Origin of the sequence: Exiguobacterium sp. s124 (assembly GCF_018617485.1) — a bacterium.
In the GTDB taxonomy this organism is placed as follows: domain Bacteria; phylum Bacillota; class Bacilli; order Exiguobacteriales; family Exiguobacteriaceae; genus Exiguobacterium; species Exiguobacterium aestuarii.
This window is the reverse complement of record NZ_JACSKH010000001.1, coordinates 1,811,055-1,831,784: the sequence shown is the minus strand read 5'-3', so window position 1 is coordinate 1,831,784 and position 20,730 is coordinate 1,811,055. Positions and strand designations below refer to the sequence as shown.

Genomic DNA, 20,730 nt, shown 5'->3' with positions numbered 1-20,730 from the left:
TTTTACATGGCAAATCAAAGTTTGATCGTCATCGGTGGCGGTCTAGCTGGACTCATGGCGACCATCAAGTCGGCAGAGATGGGTGTTCCGGTAAAACTATTCTCGCTTGTACCGGTCAAGCGTTCACATTCAGTTTGTGCCCAAGGTGGGATTAACGGGGCTGTCAACACGAAAGGGGAAGGTGATTCTCCTTGGCAACACTTTGATGACACGGTCTACGGAGGCGACTTCCTCGCCAACCAACCACCTGTACAAAAGATGGCGGAAAATGCGCCAAAAATCATCCACATGTTCGACCGGATGGGGGTTATGTTCAACCGTACGCCAGAGGGTCTCTTAGACTTCCGTCGTTTCGGTGGAACGCTTCACCACCGTACGGCATATGCTGGAGCGACAACAGGACAACAACTTCTTTACGCACTTGATGAGCAGGTTCGCCGTTACGAAGCGCAAGGTCTCGTCGAGAAGTATGAAGGATGGGAATTCCTTCGTGCCGTCATCGATGAAGAAGGCATCTGCCGCGGTGCGGTCTGCCAGGATTTGCGCTCGATGGAAATTAAAGCGTTCCCATCGGATGCGGTGATCTTAGCGACAGGTGGCCCAGGGGTCATCTTCGGTAAGTCTACAAACTCGGTCATCAACACAGGACAAGCAGCGGCAGCGGTTTACCGCCAAGGTGCTGTCTACGCGAACGGGGAGTTCATCCAAATTCACCCGACCGCGATTCCTGGGGACGACAAGCTCCGTCTCATGAGTGAATCGGCTCGTGGGGAAGGTGGACGTGTCTGGACATACAAAGACGGGAAGCCATGGTACTTCCTCGAAGAGAAATATCCAGCTTACGGAAACCTTGTACCACGTGACATCGCGACACGTGAGATTTTCGACGTTTGTGTCAACCAAAAGCTCGGCGTCAACGGCGAGAACATGGTCTACCTCGACTTGTCTCATAAAGATTCGAAAGAACTCGACATCAAACTCGGTGGAATCCTTGAAATCTATGAGAAGTTCGTAGGAGACGATCCACGTAAAGTACCGATGAAAATCTTCCCGGCAGTCCACTACTCGATGGGCGGACTATGGGTCGATTACGATCAAATGACGAACATCCCGGGACTCTTTGCAGCCGGCGAATGTGACTATTCGATGCACGGTGCGAACCGTCTCGGCGCAAACTCACTTCTTTCAGCTGTTCATGGCGGAATGGAAGCGGGGCCTGCGGCGGTCAACTACATGCGTGGTCTCGACCAAGCGACAGAAAGCGTCTCAGAAGCACTCTTCAACTTCAACGAGCGTGAAGAGATTGAACGCTTCAACAACATCCTTGCGATGGACGGGACAGAGAATGCGTATCAAATTCACCGTGAACTCGGTGAACTCATGACGGACAACGTCACGGTCGTTCGTTATAACGACAAGCTCGAAGCGACGGACAAGAAAATCCAAGAATTGCGTGAACGTTTCCATAACATCTCAGCTACGGACACGGCACGTTGGAGCAACCAAGGGGCATCGTTCATCCGACAGCTCGACCACATGCTCGACCTCGCACGCGTCATCACACTTGGCGCACTCAAACGGGACGAGAGTCGTGGTGCCCATTATAAACCGGAATTCCCGGAACGTAATGACGAGCAGTTCATGAAGACGACGATGGCACGTTACAAAAATGGGGAAGTCGATATCTCGTATGAAGACATCGATGTTTCGTTAATCCCGCCACGTAAACGGGATTACTCGAAGAAAGGGGCGAAGACGAAATGACGACGCCGATGCAATCTGAACAAAAAGACATCCGCTTCATCATCGAACGTCAAGATGGACCGGATCAAGCAACGTATACAGAAGAATTCACGGTGCCGTACCGTCCGAACATGAACGTGATCTCGGCACTGATGGAAATCCGCCGTAATCCGGTCAATGCGAACGGGGACAAGACGACACCGATCAACTGGGACATGAACTGTCTCGAGGAAGTGTGTGGTGCCTGCTCGATGATCATCAACGGGAAGCCACGCCAGTCGTGTACAGCGCTCGTCGATAAACTCGAGCAACCGATTCGCCTCGCGCCGATGAAGACGTTCCCGGTTATCCGTGACCTTCAAGTCGACCGTCAACGCATGTTCGACGCGTTGAAAAAAGTGAAGGCATGGGTTCCAATCGATGGAACGTATGACCTTGGTCCAGGACCACGTATGCCTGAGAACAAACGTCAGTGGGCGTACGAACTTTCGAAGTGTATGACATGTGGGGTTTGTCTTGAAGCGTGTCCGAACGTGAACGACAAATCAGATTTCATCGGTCCAGCTGCTATCTCACAAGTCCGTCTCTTCAACTCGCATCCGACAGGTGCCTTCCACGCGGAAGATCGCCTCGAAGCGCTCATGGAAGACGGTGGGATCATGCAGTGCGGAAACGCACAAAACTGTGTCGAAGTTTGTCCGAAAGGCATCCCGCTCACGACGTCTATCGCTTCGATGAACCGTCAAACGACGCTTCACTCGTTCAAACAGTTCTTCGGTAGTGACAAAGGTCGCACCGGTTCTGCGGTCGAGGCGTAAGCGAGCCGATGACCAAGTACTTTCGAGAGCCAGGTTGGGAAACACGTGTCAAAGCAGGGGTCGCGCTCGATGTGAAAGTCCGATTTTCGGAGTGCGACCCGTATGGTCACATGAACAATACGATTCCGTTCATCTATTTCGAAGATGCGCGAATCGAATTGTTAGAAGCGACAGGATTCTCCTTAAAGGACGGATTTGTCGTCGTCGCCGATGCGCAATGTGACTATGTTCGACAAGTCATGCCACGTCAACAGCTGACCGTGCATGCCAATATCTTGACGGTCGGAAACACTTCATGTGATATTCATTACGGGGCATATGACGGAGATCAACTCCTATTCGCGGGACGGACAAGCCTCGTTCATTTGACGAAGGAAGGTCGTCCAACGGAATGGACTCCGGAATATAAAAACCGCTTGCAGAATTTTTGCGAATCCGCTATCATTTGATAATGAGTTCACAAACAAAAAATATTCTGCCGGTTCGCCTGTAGAATTGAATTTTGAAGGGAGACCATCATCTCATGGAAAAAACGTTCACAGTCGTTGCTGATTCAGGAATTCACGCTCGTCCAGCTACTCAGTTGGTTAACACAGCTTCTAAGTTCCAATCAGACATCAACCTCGAGTACAATGGTAAAACAGTTAACTTGAAGTCGATCATGGGTGTACTTTCACTCGGTATCGCAAAAGATTCTACAATCAAGATCACTGCTGAAGGTGAAGATGCAGAAGAAGCGATCAACACGCTTTCTGACATGCTCACTAGCGAAGGTCTTGCTCAGTAATTCGGGTAACGGACGAGGCGCCACTGGCGACCTCGTCTTTTTTTGTCATGGGAACGTTTCTTTTTCCGTCCGATGTTTTTTGGTAAGATAGGTGAGAATGGAAGTGATGCAAAATGAAACGAGCGATTGGAGTCCTCGATTCAGGAGTCGGCGGGTTGACGGTAGTCAAAGAATTGATGCGCCAACTCCCTAAAGAAGAAATCATCTATATCGGGGATACGGAACGCTGTCCTTATGGGCCGCGTCCGCACGATGAGATTGAAGCTTATACATGGGAACTCATTGAGTTTCTATTGAAGAAAGACGTCAAAATGATTGTCATCGCGTGTAACACAGCAACGGCTGTCGTTTTGAAAGAGGCGCGGAAACGCCTCGATATCCCGGTCATCGGCGTCATCGACCCAGGTGCCCGTGCGGCCGTCAAAGGCACGCGCAACAAACATATCGGAGTCATCGGCACGAAGATGACGATTGAAAGTGGTTCGTACGAGAAGGCACTTCGCCATGTAGCCGGTGAGGTCGATGTGTACTCACTCGCCTGCCCGCCATTCGTCCCACTCGTCGAAGCCGGGGAAGTGTCAGGAGACCGCGTCCACCAGATCGTGGAGGAGACGCTACGGCCGCTACAATCTTCTGAGATGGATACGCTCATTCTCGGTTGCACGCATTATCCGATTCTCGCTCCCGTCATCCAGGACGTGGTCGGGCCGAACGTGCATCTGATTTCGTCTGGTGACGAGACGGCGCTCGAAGTTGCAGCGATCCTTGACTATCAAGAGTTGGAGAACGGATTAGATACCGTCCCATCCCATGCCTTTTATGCGACGGGTGACATTGAACTGTTCGACCGATTGGCGAGCGAATGGCTCGGTCGTCCGGTCCATGCGGAGAAAGTAGAGGTGACAGGCATTGCGTGATACAAGACGTTTTGATGAACTACGAACGGTAGAAATCGTTCCTCATGTGAACAAACATGCGGAAGGGTCTGTCCTCATTTCGATTGGTGATACGAAAGTGATTTGTACGGCGACTGTCGAAGAGCGCGTCCCGAACTTCCTTCGCGGAAAGAAACAAGGCTGGATCAACGCCGAGTATGCGATGTTGCCACGTGCGACCGGTGACCGGACCGTCCGGGAATCGGTACGTGGGAAACAATCAGGTCGTACGATGGAGATTCAACGTCTCATCGCGCGGTCGCTCCGGTCGGTCGTTGACCTAGAGCGCCTCGGCGAGCGGACGATCTGGATTGACTGTGACGTCATTCAAGCGGACGGTGGTACGCGTACGGCGTCCATCACCGGTGGGTTCTGTGCCCTCGTCCTCGCTGTTGACCGCTTGATTCGTCAAGGGAAGCTCGACGACACCCCAATCAAAGAAGGTGTTGCGGCAATCTCTGTCGGACGGACCGATGAACTTGTCCTAGACTTGGACTACATGGAAGACGCTGCGGCTGAGGTCGATATGAACGTCGTCATGACGGCGAGCGGTCGTTTCGTCGAGGTACAGGGTACAGGAGAAGAGGCGACGTTCACCCTTCAAGAGATGAACGAGATGCTCGCGCTCGCGCAACACGGAATCGAATCATTATTCAAGACGGCTGAAGAGGCGCTCGGTGCTTCTTGGTGGTACGTCGGAGAACGTTCGGAGGAGACATTATGAAGTTGATCATTGCGACACACAATCCTGGAAAAGTGAAAGAACTGGAAGGGATGTTGACACCGCTCGGATTCGAGGTCAAATCGTTGCTCGACTATCCGGATGCACCGGAAACAGATGAGACGGGGACGACATTTGAAGAAAATGCGGCGTTGAAAGCGACGGAAGCGGCCGCCTATTTCGGGCATGCCGTACTCGCGGACGACTCAGGTCTTGAAGTCGATGCACTCGACGGGGCCCCTGGGGTGTATTCGGCCCGCTTCGCCGGTCCTGAGAAGTCGGATGAGGCGAACAATGCGCTTCTTCTTGAAAAGTTGAACGGGCAAACGAACCGCGCGGCGCGTTTCGTCTGTGCGCTCTGTCTGGCGAAACCGACCGAGGAAACGTTGACCGTTCGTGGAACGATTGAAGGGACGATCGGTTACTCACCACGAGGCGAGAACGGTTTCGGGTACGATCCACTCTTTATCGTCCCATCGCTCCACAAGACGGCAGCCGAACTAGAACGTGAAGAGAAAGCGGTCGTCAGTCACCGTGGACAAGCATTACGAAAACTGGAGGCAGAAATCATTCCATTCATGAAAGGATGAAGCTTATGCGTTTTCTAATAGTGAGTGATAGTCATGGTCTGACCGAGGAATTGACAACGATTTTTGAGCGACACGAGACAGAGATTGATGACGCCTATCATTGCGGCGACTCTCAACTCGCTTTAGTCGATGAACATTTATTGCCGTATCGAACGGTCCGTGGGAACTGTGATTTTGGGGGAGACCTTCCACTCGAACGGATCGAGACGACAGATGCAGGTACGATTCTCATCGTCCATGGGCACCATCACGACGTCAAATTCGATTTGAATCGGTTGCGATATCGGGCTGAAGAGGTCGGTGCGAACGTCGTTTTGTTCGGTCACTCGCACGTGGCGGGTGCCTTGATCGAAGATGGAGTCGTCTACATCAACCCAGGTTCGATCCGTATGCCACGGGGACGAGCGGACAAAACATATGCGCTTCTTGACCTAGAAAACAGGGAAGCGGCGGTGCGTTTTTATCGCTCAGAAGACGGTTCTCACGTTGAAGATTTAGACATCTCAGGAAAACTATGAGTTTCGAATGGGAAATTGATTGACAGGAAACCATTTTTCTATTATAGTTTTCATGTCAATGTCCCAATAGCTCAGCAGGATAGAGCAACGGCCTTCAAGACAAATAGGAGCCTTTATAGGGAAACAGAAACCTATAAAGTGGACGACACTATATCGGTGAAGCCTTAACAGATTATGCTGATGGTAATACCGAGGAAACTTACGATCTCTTAAGGAGTGATGTTTTATGTATCATCACACAAAAAGTAAGGGAGATTTAGGTGTTTTAAAGGCTCAAGTAGATTTATATCAAAAAGGGTTTATGATTTTGTTCCCTGCAACTGAACATGCGCCGTTTGACTTAGTTGTTTACAAAGACAATCAGTTTAAACGGATTCAAGTTAAGTACAGAGAACTAAACACAAATGGGGTTCTAAATGTTCGGTTTCGTTCTAGCTATAGTACCGCGAGTGGAGTTCAGACGCGGTTTATAAACAAAGATGAAATCGATGTATACTGTGTATATTGTCCACAGACTGATACCTGTTATTACTTTGAACCGAATCTTTTTGAAAAATCTATTTCATTGAGGGTAAAAACACCAAAGAATAATCAAAAGCAAAATATTCTTTTTGCAGATGATTATCGTGAGGTTCCGTAGAGACTACACGTGTCGCACCTGAAACGGTGAAGATATAGTCCAGACTACAAACAACACGATGTTGGTGACGAAAGTCATGGTGGTAAGCTAAGCCGTCGGTCGGGGGTTCGAATCCCTCTTGGGACGCTTCCATTAAAATAGAGATGTTCTCTACGGAGAACGTCTCTTTTTTCATTTTCCAGGAAATCGATTGACAAGGAATCGCGTCCTAACGGAAGATGAAAGGGAATGGAAGAGAGGGTGAGGGAAGATGGAGAAGGAAAAGGATCAGGAGTATCCGTTCCCCGGGAATTGGTCGCGTCTGCATAAGATGATTCAAGAGGCGGATGCCTCTGGGGAACGACAGCGGATCGAACCGATTTTATGGGATTGGTATCAGGCGATTCCGGGTGACCCGTTTATTTTCATGGAAATCTTCCAATGTGCGATGGAAAAACCGGACGACCCGGAAACGCTCGAAAAGTTGCAGGAACTCGTCGCCATTCAGATGGCAGAAGCAGAAGAACCAGCTTCGGGTGGATTACAGATCGCACAGTATTACATCATGCGGGACCAACCGTTTGAAGCGGCGCACTGGATCAACCAGTATCTCGAATGGCAAAACAAAAAAGATACGGTCAACACGCAAGCACATCAGGTGCTCCAAGTGTTGAAGATGACCGAGTTTCCGGCGGCAATCGCCAAATTGAAGCGGACGTTGACGCGCGGCAGTACAGGGGAACAAATCGAAGCGCTGCAACATGTTCACTTCAATATCGATACGGTGCTCGACAATGTGCTCCATGAGCTACTCGTGTCAAACCGACCGAAACTGATCAAACTGATCGTGTTAGAAAAAGCGTTCGTTGAACTATCGGTCATCAAATGGACAGATGGAGATTCGACGAATGAGATGTCGCAAATGGAGGCGACATCGCACATCGAGACGTGGGAGAAAACCGTCTTATCGCTCCAAAAATCGGTAGAGGGCGATGAGATCGGAACGCAACTCTTGATGAATTATATGTATACGCATTATCCGTATGTGCCGGCAGAAAAAGCGGACGTAGAACAGGCGCTTGTACAGGCGAAACAAGCGATTTTGCATGACGAGGCAGTCGACGGTTTGGCAGCTTCGATTTTAGAGGCGGATCTGCGCTTCACACAGGCGTTATTAGACTAAATCCTTGTGTGCTTACGGAGGATTTATGCTATAATACGGATTGTTGTACATTTTTGTACGGTATAAACGAATTGTTGGAGGGACTTAGCATGACAGCAAAATGGGAAAAAACATCAGGTAGCCAAGGCGTACTCACGTACGAAGCTCCTGCAGAAGCTTTTGATAAAGCAGTTGACGCCGCATTTAAAACAGTCGTCAAAGACTTGAACGTGCCTGGCTTCCGTAAAGGGAAATTGCCACGCCCAATGTTCAACAAAATGTATGGAGAAGAAGCACTCTATCAAGATGCGCTCGACATTCTCTACCGCGACACAATCCAAGGTGCGGTTGAAGAAGCTGGTTTCGAACCAATCGCGCTCGAAAACATCGATGTAGACGGCACGCTCGAGAAAGGCAAACCAGTCGCTTTCAAAGTGACATTCGTGGTTGAGCCAGAAGCTGAGCTTGGCGAATACAAAGGCCTCGAGTACGAAGCTGTTTCAACTGAAGTAACAGAAGACGAAGTAACAGCAGAACTTGAAGCACTTCAACAGCAAGGTGCAGAACTCGCTGTTAAAGAAGGTGCAATCGAAAACGGCGATACAGCTGTATTTGATTTCGCAGGTTTCGCTGACGGTGAGCAGTTCGAAGGCGGCACAGCTGAGAACTACACACTCGAAATTGGTTCTGGTCAATTCATCCCAGGATTCGAAGAGCAAATGATCGGCATGACTGCTGGTGAAGAAAAAGACGTTGAAGTAACATTCCCTGAAGAGTACCACGCTGAAAACTTAGCGGGTAAACCAGCGACATTCAAAGTCAAACTTCACGAAGTTAAAACAAAACAAGTTCCTGAACTCGACGATGAGTTCGCAAAAGACATCGACGAGTCTGTTTCAACACTCGACGAGTTGAAAGCGAGCATCCGTGAGCGTTTAGAAGCTGGTAAGAAACAAGAAGCTGAAGGTACAATGCGCGACCAACTCGTTGAGCAGGCAACTGCTAACGCGACAATCGACGTACCACAAGTTCTCGTTGACCAAGAAGTAGACCGCATGGTACAAGAGTTCGGTTCACGTGTATCTTCACAAGGAATCGACCTTAACATGTACTTCGAACTCACTGGTACTTCTGAAGAAGCAATGCGTGAAGAGATGAAAGAGCAAGCTGAAGAGCGCGTAAAAGCTCGTCTCGTCTTGAAAGCAATCGCTGACAAAGAAGCAATCGAAGTATCTGACGAAGATGCTGAGAAAGAGCTTGAAGAAATGTCTAAACTTTACAACATCGCACCGGACCAACTCCGTACGATGCTCGCTCCACAAGGCGGTCTTGAGACACTTAAAGGTGACCTCAAATTCCGTAAAGCGATCGACATCCTCGTTGAAAACGGTAAAGCGAAGTAAGTTGATTTTTAGTGGGACGACTGCTTAGCGGTCGTCCTTTTTTCTGTCACAACACTTTGCATGTGTAATTCTTTGAAGTCGCAATATGTTCATGCTACAATTATTTCAACGCAGAGATGTAAAATGTCTTTTCACGGTGCATCGCACCAGAAAATACAAATCGCGATTTATCGCACTTACATCCATTTTCACCACAGAAGGGGTGTATCGAATGTTCAAATTTAACGAGGAAAAGGGGCAACTCAAGTGCTCGTTTTGCGGAAAATCGCAAGAACAAGTTCGTAAGTTAGTCGCCGGACCAGGCGTATACATTTGCGATGAATGTATCGAACTTTGCAATGAAATCGTTGAGGAAGAGCTCGGTGTAGAGGAAGAAGTCGAATTCAAAGACATTCCAAAACCACAAGAGATTCGTAACATCCTAGACGACTACGTCATTGGACAAGACCGCGCGAAACGTGCGCTTTCAGTAGCTGTCTATAACCACTATAAACGTATCAACGCCGGCGGTCGTTCAGATGATGTCGAACTTGCGAAGTCAAACATCGTCATGATTGGACCAACAGGTAGCGGGAAAACACTTCTCGCCCAGACAATGGCTCGCGTCTTGAACGTCCCATTCGCAATCGCGGATGCGACGAGCTTAACAGAAGCGGGTTATGTCGGTGAAGACGTTGAGAATATCTTGCTCAAATTGATCCAATCGGCTGACTACGATGTCGAGAAGGCTGAAAAAGGAATCATCTACATCGATGAGATCGATAAGATTGCTCGTAAGTCTGAAAACCCATCGATTACGCGCGACGTATCCGGTGAAGGGGTTCAGCAGGCACTCCTTAAAATTCTTGAAGGCACGACAGCTAGCGTACCGCCACAAGGTGGACGTAAGCATCCGCATCAAGAATTCATCCAAATCGATACGACAAACATTCTCTTCATCGTCGGCGGCGCATTCGCCGGCATCGAATCGGTCGTCAAACGCCGAATCGGGAAGAAAGTCATCGGTTTCGGAAACGATCAAGAGAACCGTGAGTTGACGCAAGAAGACTTGCTCGCTCGCGCACTACCTGAAGACCTTCAAAAATTCGGTTTGATTCCAGAGTTCATCGGTCGTTTGCCAGTCATGGCGACACTTACGACACTCGATGAGGAGGCGCTCGTTGAAATCTTGACGAAGCCGAAAAATGCACTCGTTCGTCAGTACGAGAAAATGCTCGAGCTTGACGATGTCGAATTGACGTTCACAGACGAGGCATTGATCGAAATCGCCAAACTTGCGATCAAACGTAAGACTGGCGCACGTGGTCTCCGCTCGATTATCGAAGAAATGATGCTCGATGTGATGTTCACCGTCCCATCGCGTGACGATATCGAGAAAGTCATCATCACAGATGAAACGATTACGGGTCTTGCCGGTCCGAAATACGTCCTTCGTGATGGTACTGTCGAACAGACAGGGGACAACAAAGAGACAGCATAATTTGTTAACGAAGAAGGCTCAAACACTCGGCACAATCCGAGTTTTGGGCCTTTTTGCACAGGAGGCGTTGTAGATGGAAAAATTACCAATCCTTCCGTTGCGAGGAGTCGTCGTATATCCGCTCATCGGTGTGACAATCGATGTCGGACGCCCGTTATCACTTCGGGCGCTCCTTGCTGCAAAGGAGCATGAGACAGATTTAATTGTCGTGACTCAAAAAGAAACTGGGAACGAGTCGCCAGAACCGGAAGACTTGTACACGATCGGAACACGTGTCCACATCGCGAAGATGAGCGAATTGTCGAACGAGACGATTCGGGTTCGGATCGTCGGGAAAGAGCGCGTCCGCGTCGATTCGGTCGAATCGACGGATGAAGGTTGGTTCGCAAACATCGAACCGGTCGAACTCGTAGAAGGGGAAGAGGTCGAACGCACGGCACTCGTCCGTCTGTTGAAAGAACAGTTCGGAAAACTCGTCGCGAACATCAAAGGGATGTCACCGGACGAACGTCGTCGTTTCGAGATGTACGAGCGACTCGAATCGCTCACAGACTATATCACGTCGAAACTAGATGTCGACGTCGAACTTCGCCAAGCGATGCTCGAAGAAGCGGATGCGGTCAAACGAGGACTTGAGCTACTTGAAATTATCGCCCATGAAGTCGAAGTGATCGAGCTCGAACAAGAGATGCGCGAGCGGACGAAGAAGTCAATCGAGCAGTCACAGCGCGAGTACTACTTACGCGAACAGATGAAGACGATTCAACAAGAGCTTGGTGACCAGACGCAAGAGTCTGAACCGAACCGTCTTCGTGAGAAGTTAGAGGCGCTCGACTTACCAGAGACGACTCGGAAAAACGTCATGCGTGAAGCCGAACGATTGAACGTCGTGCCACAAACGTCACCGGAGTATGCGGTCATCCGTAACTATCTCGACTGGGTCGCGTCGCTTCCATGGGGCATTGAGACAGAAGACAAGCTCGATGTGAAACATGCGGCGGACGTCCTCGACGATGACCATTACGGCTTGGAGTCGGTGAAAGACCGAATCCTCGAATATTTGGCCGTCCGTCAGTTGACGAACTCGCTTCGGGGACCAATCCTCTGTCTTGCCGGACCTCCAGGGGTCGGGAAGACGTCGCTCGCCCGTTCCATCGCATCGGCACTTGAACGTCACTTCGTTCGTGTCTCGCTCGGTGGAGTGCGTGATGAGGCAGAAATTCGTGGTCACCGCCGGACGTATATCGGCGCGATGCCAGGTCGTGTCATCCGTGGGTTGAAGCAAGCAGAAAGTAAAAACCCGGTCTTCTTACTCGATGAGATCGACAAGATGGCTTCTGACTTTAGAGGAGACCCGGCGTCGGCGATGCTCGAAGTGCTCGATCCGGAGCAAAACGTCTCGTTCTCGGACCACTACATCGAAGAACCGTTCGACTTGTCGAACGTCCTCTTTATCGCGACAGCGAACGATGTCTCGCAAATCCCGGCACCGCTCCTTGACCGGATGGAACTCATTCAAATCGGTGGATATACGGAGCTTGAGAAAGTCGAGATTGCGAAGCGTCATTTAGTGCCGAAACAGTTGAAAGAGCACGGATTGAAGAAGAGCCAGTTGACGATTAAAGAAGATGCGCTCTACGAAGTCGTACGCCGCTACACACGTGAGGCGGGTGTCCGGAACTTAGAACGTGTCATCGGTTCGCTCTGCCGAAAAGCAGCGAAACAAATCGCAATCGGTGAGAAGAAACGGGTCACGATTTCGAAAAAAGCCATCATCACGTATCTCGGAAAACCGAAGTATCGCTACGGAAAAGGGGAGACCGAAGACTCGATCGGTGCAGTGACGGGCCTCGCCTACACGGCGTTCGGTGGAGACACGCTCACGATTGAAGTTGCGCTCGCCCCAGGGAAAGGCAAACTTCAGTTGACGGGTAAACTTGGTGATGTGATGCAGGAGTCGGCACAGACGGCGTACAGCTATGTCCGCGCGAATGCGGAACGGTTTGGAATTGACCCGACGTTCTATGAGCGACAAGATATCCATATTCACGTTCCGGAAGGGGCTGTCCCGAAAGATGGACCATCGGCCGGAATTACGATTGCGACCGCACTCATTTCCGCGTTGACTGGGAAAAAAGTCCATCGTGATGTCGGGATGACAGGCGAGATCACGCTCCGTGGACGCGTCTTGCCGATTGGTGGATTGAAAGAAAAAGCGCTCGCTGCTCATCGGGCCGGGTTGACGACCATCGTCATTCCGAAAGATAATGAGCGAGACATCGATGACATTCAAGAGACGGTGCGTGAGAAATTGACGTTCGTTCCCGTGACGACACTCGATGAAGTACTAGATGTAGCATTTGGAGGAAATTAAATGAAGATCAACAAAGCAGAATTCGTGACGAGTGCCGTCGCGCCAGACCATTATCCGGTCCATGAGTTGCCGGAAGTGGCACTTGCCGGACGGTCGAACGTCGGAAAATCGTCGTTCATCAATAAGATTTGCCAACGGAAGGCGCTCGCACGGACGTCTTCAAAACCAGGAAAGACTCAGACCCTCAACTTCTTCAACATCAATGATGAAATCATGTTCGTTGACGTTCCAGGATACGGTTATGCGAAAGTATCGAAGACGGAACGTGAGAAGTGGGGCGTCATGATGGAGCAATATTTGACGAGCCAAGAGGCGCTTCGCGGCGTCGTACTACTCGTCGATATCCGTCATGAACCGACGGGTGACGATGTGACGATGTATAACTTCTTGAAGCATTATGACATTCCTGTCATCGTGGTAGCGACGAAGCTCGATAAGATCAAGAAGAGCCAGCGTCAAAAGCACGAGGCGGCAGTGAAACGCAAGCTTCAGTTCGATCCGTCAGATCGTTTCGTCGCCTTCTCAGCCGAGACGGCGGAAGGAAAAGACGACGCATGGAAAGCAATTTATGCACTCATCACTGAGGGCGAATGAAGAATGGGCGAAGGGATTCCTTCGCCTTTTTGTTTTTCTCATCCCGCAAGCGGGTAATTATCGTATAATCATAGTTAGTACATAGTCATAATCGTAAACGAGGTGGAGAAATGCAACGTATGTTTGAAAGTAAATGGTACCGCGCCCTCTTCTGGACGCTGACCATCTTTTTAGTCATTTGGGTCGGAACACAGATTTCATTCGTGTTTGAACCGGTTCAAGTCATTTTGGCACTCGTCACGGTCCCACTCATTGTGGCCGGGCTGTTCTTTTATTTCTTGGTCGGGATTGTCGACTTTTTAGAAAAACGTTTGAAAGGGAAACGTCCGCTTGCCGTCGCGATTACATTGATTGGTCTTGTCCTGATCTTTACCATCGTCTTCAGTATTCTCGGTCCGGTTCTTGCTGAGCAGGTTACGTCGCTCATCAATGCGATGCCGAGTATCGCGAAAGAACTGCAACAACAGGCGTTCGCTGTCCGTGATACATTGATGCAAAATGAGTTCTTGTCACGCTTCATGGCACAAAATGATGAGATGTTCCGAAACTTGACGACGAACATCACGTCGTATTTGGGCGATTTGTTCGGAAACATCGCATCGTCATTCGGTCAAGTCGTCGGATTCGTGACGTCAGCGGTCATCACGATCGTCGTCATCCCGTTCATGCTTTTGTACATGTTGCTCGACGGGAAGCGTCTCCCGGACGCCATCGTCAAATTGCTCCCATCGAGCTATGAGAAAGAGACGCGTCACATCTTGCATGACATGCACGAGACGGTACGCAGCTACGTCAACGCACAGTTGCTCGTCGCGTTCTTCGTTGGGATCACGTCGCTCATCGGTCTTTGGATCGTCGGAGTGGATTACGCCATCTTGCTCGCGCTCTTCATGATGGTGACAAACATCATCCCATACGTCGGACCGTTCTTAGGTGCCGTCCCGGCTGTCATCGTGGCGTTCATTCAAGATCCAATCAAAGTTGTTTGGGTCATCGTCGTCATCATTATCGTGCAACAGATTGAGTCGAACGTCATCTCACCGCTCATTCAAGGAAAATCGTTGAAAGTCCACCCGCTCACGATCATCATCGTCTTGCTCGTGGCTGGGAACTTGGCTGGGATTATCGGGATGCTCATCGCCGTACCGTTCTATGCGGTCGCCAAAACGGTTGTCCAGAATATCGTTCGCATCTATAAACTAAAGGAACGCGAACAATATTTGGACAAAGAAGAGACGGAAAGCTCCATTATCACGGACCCGAACTCGACAAATTCATAAAGAAGAGGGTAGGAATGGGGTTTCTCCATTTCTACTTCTTTTTGTCACAAAAAGTTCTTATTTTATTTCAGGAAAATCAAACAGAAGATTATAGTTACCAGATAAGAACTGTTATAATGTACGGTAGAGATTGAAAAAAGAAGAACCGTCGGTGGATTTTAGATGAGGGGAAGAGATACATGCATATTGTCGTCGTTGGACTAAATAACAAGACAGCCCCTGTCGCGATTCGGGAGCAGTTCTCGTTTGGGGAGCAAGAAATCGTGGATGCGATGATTGCACTTCGCGAAGAGAAGAGCATTTTCGAGTCGGTTATTTTGTCTACGTGTAACCGGACGGAGCTGTACGTCGTGACAGATCAACTCCATACTGGACGTTATTACACGAAACGTTTCTTGGCGAACTGGTTCAACTTAGAGATGGAGCAGTTCACACCATACTTGTCGATTCGAGAAGGGGAAGAGGCGATTCGCCACTTGTTCCGTGTCACATCGGGCCTCGACTCGATGATCATCGGGGAAACACAAATTTTAGGTCAAGTGAAGACGAGTTTCTTCCGTGCCCAAGAGCATGGAACGACAGGAACGGTCTTCAACAAATTATTTAAAGAAGCGGTCACACTCGCCAAGCGCGCCCATACGGACACGCAAATTGGGGAAATGTCTGTATCGGTCAGTTCGGCTGCCGTGACGCTTGCACAAGAGATGTACCAACAGCTCGAAGATAAACAAGTCGTCGTTGTCGGAGCCGGAGAGACGGGCGAATTGACAACACTCAACTTGTTCGAGGCAGGAGCCAAGCAAATCGCTGTCTTTAACCGGACGGAGAGCAAGGCGAAGGCCGTTGCGGATAAGTTCAAAGGTCGTGCCCATTCGATTCGTGAAATCGCATGTGGATTACTAGATGCTGATATTTTAATCAGTTCGACCGGAGCAAAAGACGCCGTCATCGGATATGACGATGTGGCAGCGGCTCAACTATTGCGCCGTGAACGTCCACTCCTTCTCATTGACATAGCTGTGCCGCGAGATATCGATCCAGCGGTCGCGACACTTCCGGGTGTTCACTTGTTCGATGTCGATGATTTGAATGGAATCGTCAACAAGAATCTCGAGGCTCGTCTCGTTGAGGCTGAGAAGATTGAGATGAAAATCGATGAAGCGATTCAAGAGTTCCAATCATGGCTCGTCACGCTTGGTGTCGTGCCGATTATGAATGAGTTACGTGCGCGTGCCCTTGATATTCAAGAAGACACGATGACGAGTCTAGAGCGTAAGCTCGACCACTTGTCGGCGCGCGACAAGAAAGTCATCGGGAAGCATATGAAGTCGATCATCAACCAAATGCTTCGCGACCCAATCGACTATATTAAGGACGCAGCGGCTCAGCCAGACGCAAACGTTCGAATCGCCCAGTTTGTCGAGACGTTCGGACTCGATGTCGAGTTACCAGAACAGCCGGTAGACGAAGTGGAAGAAACGGATGCTACTTCTGCCAAAGCACCACTTCGCGCATTGATGCGCTAACAAGATTAAAAAGGCGACGTCTGTCGCCTTTTTCTATGAAGGAGAGACTCAACATGCGAAAAATTATCGTCGGCTCACGCCGTTCCCAACTCGCCATGACTCAAACGAAATGGGTCATCGAGCAATTGAAACAAGCCGGAGCACAAAACGAGTTCGAGATTAAAGAAATCGTGACGAAAGGCGACCAAATCGTTGACGTGCAATTGTCAAAAGTCGGTGGGAAAGGTCTATTCGTCAAAGAGATTCAACAACAGATGCTCGACGGGGATATTGACTTCGCCGTACACAGCATGAAAGACGTTCCGGCTGAACTCCCGGAAGAACTCTATATCAGCTGTATGCCGAAACGTGTCGACGCACGTGACGTCCTCATCTGCGAGAACGGCTACACGTTCGAGACACTTCCGAAAGGTTCGATCGTCGGTACGAGCTCACTCCGTCGCGGGGCACAAATTTTAGCGGCACGTCCTGACCTTGAGATTCAATGGATCCGTGGAAACATCGACACGCGTCTGAAGAAGTTGGACTCAGAGAACTACAACGCCATCTTGCTCGCGAAAGCCGGGCTCGAACGCATGGGTTGGACAGACCGCGTCGACTTCGAAGCGCTTGACCCAGATGTCATGGTTCCCGCTGTCGGACAGGGTGTACTCGCCATCGAGAGCCGTAAAGACGATGCGGAAGTGACAGCCGTACTTCAGTTGTTGCATGATGACGTGACGGCGAAAGCCGCGACGGCGGAACGGACCTTCTTAAAAGCGATCGAAGGAAGCTGTCACGTACCGGTTGGCGGTTATGCGACGGTCGAAGGTGACGAAGTGACGCTCACGGGCCTCATCGCGTCAGTGGACGGGAAAGAAGTGCTTCGTGTGACGAAAACGTCAACGGACGGCGTCGCGCTCGGTCAAGACGTCGCAGAAGACTTGCTTGGACGTGGCGGGCGTGAAATCCTCGCCTCGGTCAATGAGTGACGTCTGGTACACGGGAACGAAACGAATGACCGCTTCGCAACGGGCAATGCTCGAGGCGAGCGGTCTTTCCGTTCATCATGTCCCGCTCATTCAGACGAGAGAGACGCATGCACCGCCGCCCGCGGAACGATTCGACTGGCTCGTCGTCACGAGTCAAAACGCGGTACCCGCGCTTCGGAATCTGACGCGTGACGTCAAAGTCGCTGCTGTCGGAGAGAAGACGAAACGGGTGCTTGAAGCGGAAGGGTTTATCGTCTCGCTCATGCCGGAGACGTATACGGGCGAGGCGCTCTTTCAACAGTTGCGTGACGTCGTGTCGCCTGACGAGACCGTCTTGTTCGCGCGTGGTAATTTGGCGAACACGTCGCACATGACGATGCTCTCTCACGTCGAGGACTGGGTCGTCTACGAGACGATTTCGGTGCCATTGACACCGGCGCAACAGCAACAACTCGAAACCGTGAAGGCACTGCTCGTCTTGAGCCCGTCGGCCGTCGAGGCGCTCGCACCACACTTGTCCCGCTTCAACGGGACGTGGTATGCCATCGGCGAAGTGACCGAACGTGCCATCCGACAAGTGTCGTCATTACCGGTACGAGTGCCAGAATGTTATACTATGGATGCATTAATACAGTGTGTAGGGGAGGATTTTTCATGAACCAGTTTGACCGTCACCGTCGTCTTCGCTCATCGAAGTCGATGCGTGCCCTCGTACGTGAAAATCATGTTCGGAAAGAAGATTTGATTTACCCGCTCTTCATCATTGAAGGGACAAACATTAAACGTGAAGTCAGCTCGATGCCGGGCGTCTTTAATTATTCGCTTGACCGACTCGAAGAAGAGATCAAAGAAATCGTCGACCTCGGTCTTCAATCTGTCCTCTTGTTCGGTGTACCGGAACATAAAGACCCAGAAGGCAGTGAAGCGTATCATGACCACGGCATCGTCCAAGAAGCAATCCGTAAGGTGAAAGAGTGGGCGCCACAGCTCACGGTCATCGCTGATACGTGCCTTTGTGAATACACATCGACTGGTCACTGTGGCCTCGTGAAGGATGGGGACGTCGATAACGATGCGTCGCTTCCGCTTCACGTTCAGACGGCGATCACGCAAGCACAAGCGGGTGCCGATATTATCGCACCGAGCTCGATGATGGACGGATTCGTCGCAGCCATCCGTGAAGGTCTCGACCAAAACGGATTCAGTCATATCCCGATCATGAGCTACGGGGTCAAATATGCGTCTGCTTATTACGGACCGTTCCGTGACGCAGCCCAATCGGCTCCAGGTGAAGGCGACCGTAAAGGGTATCAGATGGATCCTGCGAACCGTCGCGAGGCGTTCCGCGAGTCTCAATCGGACGTGGAGCAAGGTGCCGACTTCATGATTGTCAAACCGGCTCTCGCATTCATGGACATCATCCGTGACATGCGCGACTCACTCGATATGCCGATCGTGGCGTATAACGTGAGCGGAGAGTACGCGATGATCAAAGCCGCGTCACTCAATGACTGGGTCGACGAAGAACGCATCGTCATGGAGACGATGGTCGGATTCAAACGAGCCGGTGCCGATCTCATCGTCACGTATTTCGCAAAAGACGTCTGTCGCTATTTGGAAGGAGACTACGCATGACATACAACCAAACGCGCTCACAAGAAGCGTTCGAACAAGCCCGCCCGCTCATGCCAGGCGGTGTCAACAGTCCGGTCCGTGCCTATAAATCGGTCGGCATGACGCCAATTTTCGCAGAACGCGGTGAAGGTTCACGCGTCTACGACATCGACGGCAACGAGTATATCGATTACGTCCTCTCATGGGGACCGCTCATCCTCGGTCACCGTGACCCTGTCGTCACGAAGGCGATTCAAGAACAAGCTGAAAAAGGCTGGACGTTCGGGACGCCGACCGAGCTTGAGACAAAGATGGCAGAACTCGTCATCGACCGCGTCCCATCGATCGAGATGGTTCGCATGGTCAACTCGGGTACGGAAGCGACGATGGCGGCACTTCGCCTCGCACGCGGCTATACAGGGAAGACGAAGATCTTGAAGTTCGAAGGATGTTATCACGGACACGGGGACTCGCTTCTCATCAAAGCAGGATCTGGTGTGGCGACACTCGGTCTCCCAGACTCTCCAGGTGTGCCGAAAGAGCTCGCGAGCCATACGCTCACGGTTCCTTACAATGACTTGGACGCAGTCCGAGTTGCTTTTGAGAAATACGGCGACGATCTCGCCGGCGTCATCGTCGAACCAGCCGCAGGAAACATGGGCTTCGTGCCACCACAACCAGGGTTCCTCGAAGGACTTCGTGAGATCACGGAACAAAACGGTGCGCTCCTTATCTTTGATGAGGTCATGACGGGCTTCCGTGTCGGATACAACTGTGCCCAAGGGTACTTCGGTGTCACGCCGGACCTCACGTGTCTCGGTAAGGTCATCGGCGGCGGACTTCCGGTCGGTGCTTACGGCGGGAAACGCGAAATCATGGAACAGATTGCGCCGCAAGGTCCGATCTATCAAGCAGGGACGCTCTCGGGTAACCCGCTCGCGATGATTGCCGGTTACACGACACTCTCGCAACTGAAGCCTGAGCACTACGCGGAGTTTGAGCGTAAAGCAGACCGTCTCGCGGAAGGATTCACGCAGGCCGGTGAGAAATACAACATCCCGCACGACACGAACCGTGCCGGCTCGATGTTCGGTTTCTTCTTCACGAACGAGAAAGTGACGAACTTCGAGAAAGCGAAATCAGCGAACCTCGAGATGTTCCGTTCGTACTATCAGAAGATGGCTGCGCGCGGCGTATTCTTGCCACCGTCACAGTTCGAAGGATTGTTCCTCTCGACGGCTCATACGGATGAGGATATCGAGAAGACGATTGCAGCGGTCGAAGCGACTTTTAAAGAGCTTCAAGAAGAGTTTTCGCTCTAATCTTGACTGCTGACGTTTCTGTCGCTACAATTATCTAACAGATACGATGAATGGCTTTGATGAGGAGTAGTACGCATCATTCATTCCTTTTAGAGACGCGACCGCTTGGTGAAAGGTTGCGAGGGATGGACGCGGAAGTCGCCTCGGAGCTGACTTTCTGAATGGAGTAGGAAAGTTCGGTCCATCGACCGTTATTCGATTTTGAGTGCGCCAATTTGTTGGCGAACTAAGGTGGTACCGCGGAAGATCACGGCTTCTTTCGTCCTTAGCGTA

At 50.7% G+C, this 20,730-nt stretch carries 20 protein-coding genes and 1 other annotated feature; all 20 genes read left to right on the top strand.

Going from position 1 to position 20,730, the window contains the following annotated elements; all coding sequences use genetic code 11:
- Positions 1-6: 6 nt before the first annotated feature.
- A complete protein-coding gene (gene sdhA, locus KNO85_RS09535) occupies positions 7-1,764 on the top strand; it encodes a succinate dehydrogenase flavoprotein subunit (RefSeq protein ID WP_214789421.1) in 1,758 nt (585 codons plus the stop codon).
- Between the two features lie 8 nt (positions 1,765-1,772).
- Positions 1,773-2,561, top strand: coding sequence for a succinate dehydrogenase iron-sulfur subunit (gene sdhB / locus KNO85_RS09530; protein ID WP_193343274.1), 789 nt, complete (start codon positions 1,773-1,775; stop codon positions 2,559-2,561).
- 8 nt (positions 2,562-2,569) lie between these two features.
- The gene (locus KNO85_RS09525) at positions 2,570-3,010 is read left to right on the top strand and encodes an acyl-CoA thioesterase (RefSeq protein ID WP_214789418.1); all 441 of its coding nucleotides are present in this window, start codon (positions 2,570-2,572) and stop codon (positions 3,008-3,010) included.
- Positions 3,011-3,084: 74 nt separating this feature from the next.
- Entirely contained in the window at positions 3,085-3,348 is a 264-nt protein-coding gene (locus KNO85_RS09520) for a phosphocarrier protein HPr (RefSeq protein WP_015881106.1), read from the top strand.
- Positions 3,349-3,461: 113 nt separating this feature from the next.
- Entirely contained in the window at positions 3,462-4,265 is an 804-nt protein-coding gene (gene racE, locus KNO85_RS09515) for a glutamate racemase (protein ID WP_214789415.1), read from the top strand.
- Positions 4,258-5,007: a ribonuclease PH gene (gene rph / locus KNO85_RS09510; RefSeq protein ID WP_214789413.1), complete on the top strand. Its 750-nt coding sequence runs from the start codon at positions 4,258-4,260 to the stop codon at positions 5,005-5,007. The genes racE and rph overlap by 8 nt, the downstream gene beginning before the upstream one ends.
- Positions 5,004-5,594, top strand: coding sequence for an XTP/dITP diphosphatase (locus KNO85_RS09505; protein WP_214789411.1), 591 nt, complete (start codon positions 5,004-5,006; stop codon positions 5,592-5,594). The genes rph and KNO85_RS09505 overlap by 4 nt, the downstream gene beginning before the upstream one ends.
- A 5-nt stretch (positions 5,595-5,599) precedes the next feature.
- On the top strand, positions 5,600-6,112 hold the full coding sequence (locus tag KNO85_RS09500) for a metallophosphoesterase family protein (RefSeq protein ID WP_214789409.1): 513 nt from the start codon (positions 5,600-5,602) through the stop codon (positions 6,110-6,112).
- Positions 6,113-6,338: 226 nt separating this feature from the next.
- The gene (locus tag KNO85_RS09495) at positions 6,339-6,752 is read left to right on the top strand and encodes a group I intron-associated PD-(D/E)XK endonuclease (RefSeq protein ID WP_074032786.1); all 414 of its coding nucleotides are present in this window, start codon (positions 6,339-6,341) and stop codon (positions 6,750-6,752) included.
- 250 nt (positions 6,753-7,002) lie between these two features.
- Positions 7,003-7,914: a hypothetical protein gene (locus tag KNO85_RS09490; protein ID WP_214789407.1), complete on the top strand. Its 912-nt coding sequence runs from the start codon at positions 7,003-7,005 to the stop codon at positions 7,912-7,914.
- Between the two features lie 89 nt (positions 7,915-8,003).
- On the top strand, positions 8,004-9,296 hold the full coding sequence (tig, locus tag KNO85_RS09485) for a trigger factor (protein WP_214695268.1): 1,293 nt from the start codon (positions 8,004-8,006) through the stop codon (positions 9,294-9,296).
- Between the two features lie 211 nt (positions 9,297-9,507).
- Positions 9,508-10,776, top strand: a complete 1,269-nt coding sequence (gene clpX / locus KNO85_RS09480; protein WP_015881113.1) for an ATP-dependent protease ATP-binding subunit ClpX — start codon at positions 9,508-9,510, stop codon at positions 10,774-10,776.
- A 73-nt stretch (positions 10,777-10,849) separates the two neighbouring features.
- The gene (gene lon, locus KNO85_RS09475; protein WP_214789405.1) at positions 10,850-13,150 is read left to right on the top strand and encodes an endopeptidase La; all 2,301 of its coding nucleotides are present in this window, start codon (positions 10,850-10,852) and stop codon (positions 13,148-13,150) included.
- A complete protein-coding gene (gene yihA, locus KNO85_RS09470; protein WP_074032795.1) occupies positions 13,151-13,744 on the top strand; it encodes a ribosome biogenesis GTP-binding protein YihA/YsxC in 594 nt (197 codons plus the stop codon).
- A 110-nt stretch (positions 13,745-13,854) separates the two neighbouring features.
- Entirely contained in the window at positions 13,855-15,024 is a 1,170-nt protein-coding gene (locus KNO85_RS09465; RefSeq protein WP_214789403.1) for an AI-2E family transporter, read from the top strand.
- Positions 15,025-15,203: 179 nt separating this feature from the next.
- Positions 15,204-16,550 (top strand): glutamyl-tRNA reductase, encoded by a 1,347-nt coding sequence (gene hemA, locus KNO85_RS09460; protein WP_214789401.1) that lies wholly within the window; start codon positions 15,204-15,206, stop codon positions 16,548-16,550.
- A gap of 53 nt (positions 16,551-16,603) precedes the next feature.
- On the top strand, positions 16,604-17,521 hold the full coding sequence (hemC, locus tag KNO85_RS09455; RefSeq protein WP_214789399.1) for a hydroxymethylbilane synthase: 918 nt from the start codon (positions 16,604-16,606) through the stop codon (positions 17,519-17,521).
- A complete protein-coding gene (locus tag KNO85_RS09450) occupies positions 17,493-18,179 on the top strand; it encodes a uroporphyrinogen-III synthase (protein ID WP_260569764.1) in 687 nt (228 codons plus the stop codon). The genes hemC and KNO85_RS09450 overlap by 29 nt, the downstream gene beginning before the upstream one ends.
- A complete protein-coding gene (hemB, locus tag KNO85_RS09445; RefSeq protein WP_015881120.1) occupies positions 18,176-19,156 on the top strand; it encodes a porphobilinogen synthase in 981 nt (326 codons plus the stop codon). The genes KNO85_RS09450 and hemB overlap by 4 nt, the downstream gene beginning before the upstream one ends.
- Positions 19,153-20,457, top strand: coding sequence for a glutamate-1-semialdehyde 2,1-aminomutase (gene hemL, locus KNO85_RS09440; protein WP_031421390.1), 1,305 nt, complete (start codon positions 19,153-19,155; stop codon positions 20,455-20,457). The genes hemB and hemL overlap by 4 nt, the downstream gene beginning before the upstream one ends.
- 47 nt (positions 20,458-20,504) lie before the next feature.
- Positions 20,505-20,727 (top strand) — a binding site (T-box leader).
- Positions 20,728-20,730 lie beyond the last annotated feature (3 nt).

Bases quoted from the DNA above. Each gene is read 5' to 3' on its own strand.
- sdhA (WP_214789421.1), top strand. From the start codon at position 7: ATGGCAAATCAAAGTTTGATCGTCATCGGTGGCGGTCTAGCTGGACTC.
- sdhB (WP_193343274.1), top strand. From the start codon at position 1,773: ATGCAATCTGAACAAAAAGACATCCGCTTCATCATCGAACGTCAAGAT.
- KNO85_RS09525 (WP_214789418.1), top strand. From the start codon at position 2,570: ATGACCAAGTACTTTCGAGAGCCAGGTTGGGAAACACGTGTCAAAGCA.
- KNO85_RS09520 (WP_015881106.1), top strand. From the start codon at position 3,085: ATGGAAAAAACGTTCACAGTCGTTGCTGATTCAGGAATTCACGCTCGT.
- racE (WP_214789415.1), top strand. From the start codon at position 3,462: ATGAAACGAGCGATTGGAGTCCTCGATTCAGGAGTCGGCGGGTTGACG.
- KNO85_RS09505 (WP_214789411.1), top strand. From the start codon at position 5,004: ATGAAGTTGATCATTGCGACACACAATCCTGGAAAAGTGAAAGAACTG.
- KNO85_RS09500 (WP_214789409.1), top strand. From the start codon at position 5,600: ATGCGTTTTCTAATAGTGAGTGATAGTCATGGTCTGACCGAGGAATTG.
- KNO85_RS09495 (WP_074032786.1), top strand. From the start codon at position 6,339: ATGTATCATCACACAAAAAGTAAGGGAGATTTAGGTGTTTTAAAGGCT.
- KNO85_RS09490 (WP_214789407.1), top strand. From the start codon at position 7,003: ATGGAGAAGGAAAAGGATCAGGAGTATCCGTTCCCCGGGAATTGGTCG.
- tig (WP_214695268.1), top strand. From the start codon at position 8,004: ATGACAGCAAAATGGGAAAAAACATCAGGTAGCCAAGGCGTACTCACG.
- clpX (WP_015881113.1), top strand. From the start codon at position 9,508: ATGTTCAAATTTAACGAGGAAAAGGGGCAACTCAAGTGCTCGTTTTGC.
- lon (WP_214789405.1), top strand. From the start codon at position 10,850: ATGGAAAAATTACCAATCCTTCCGTTGCGAGGAGTCGTCGTATATCCG.
- yihA (WP_074032795.1), top strand. From the start codon at position 13,151: ATGAAGATCAACAAAGCAGAATTCGTGACGAGTGCCGTCGCGCCAGAC.
- KNO85_RS09465 (WP_214789403.1), top strand. From the start codon at position 13,855: ATGCAACGTATGTTTGAAAGTAAATGGTACCGCGCCCTCTTCTGGACG.
- hemA (WP_214789401.1), top strand. From the start codon at position 15,204: ATGCATATTGTCGTCGTTGGACTAAATAACAAGACAGCCCCTGTCGCG.
- hemC (WP_214789399.1), top strand. From the start codon at position 16,604: ATGCGAAAAATTATCGTCGGCTCACGCCGTTCCCAACTCGCCATGACT.
- hemB (WP_015881120.1), top strand. From the start codon at position 18,176: ATGAACCAGTTTGACCGTCACCGTCGTCTTCGCTCATCGAAGTCGATG.
- hemL (WP_031421390.1), top strand. From the start codon at position 19,153: ATGACATACAACCAAACGCGCTCACAAGAAGCGTTCGAACAAGCCCGC.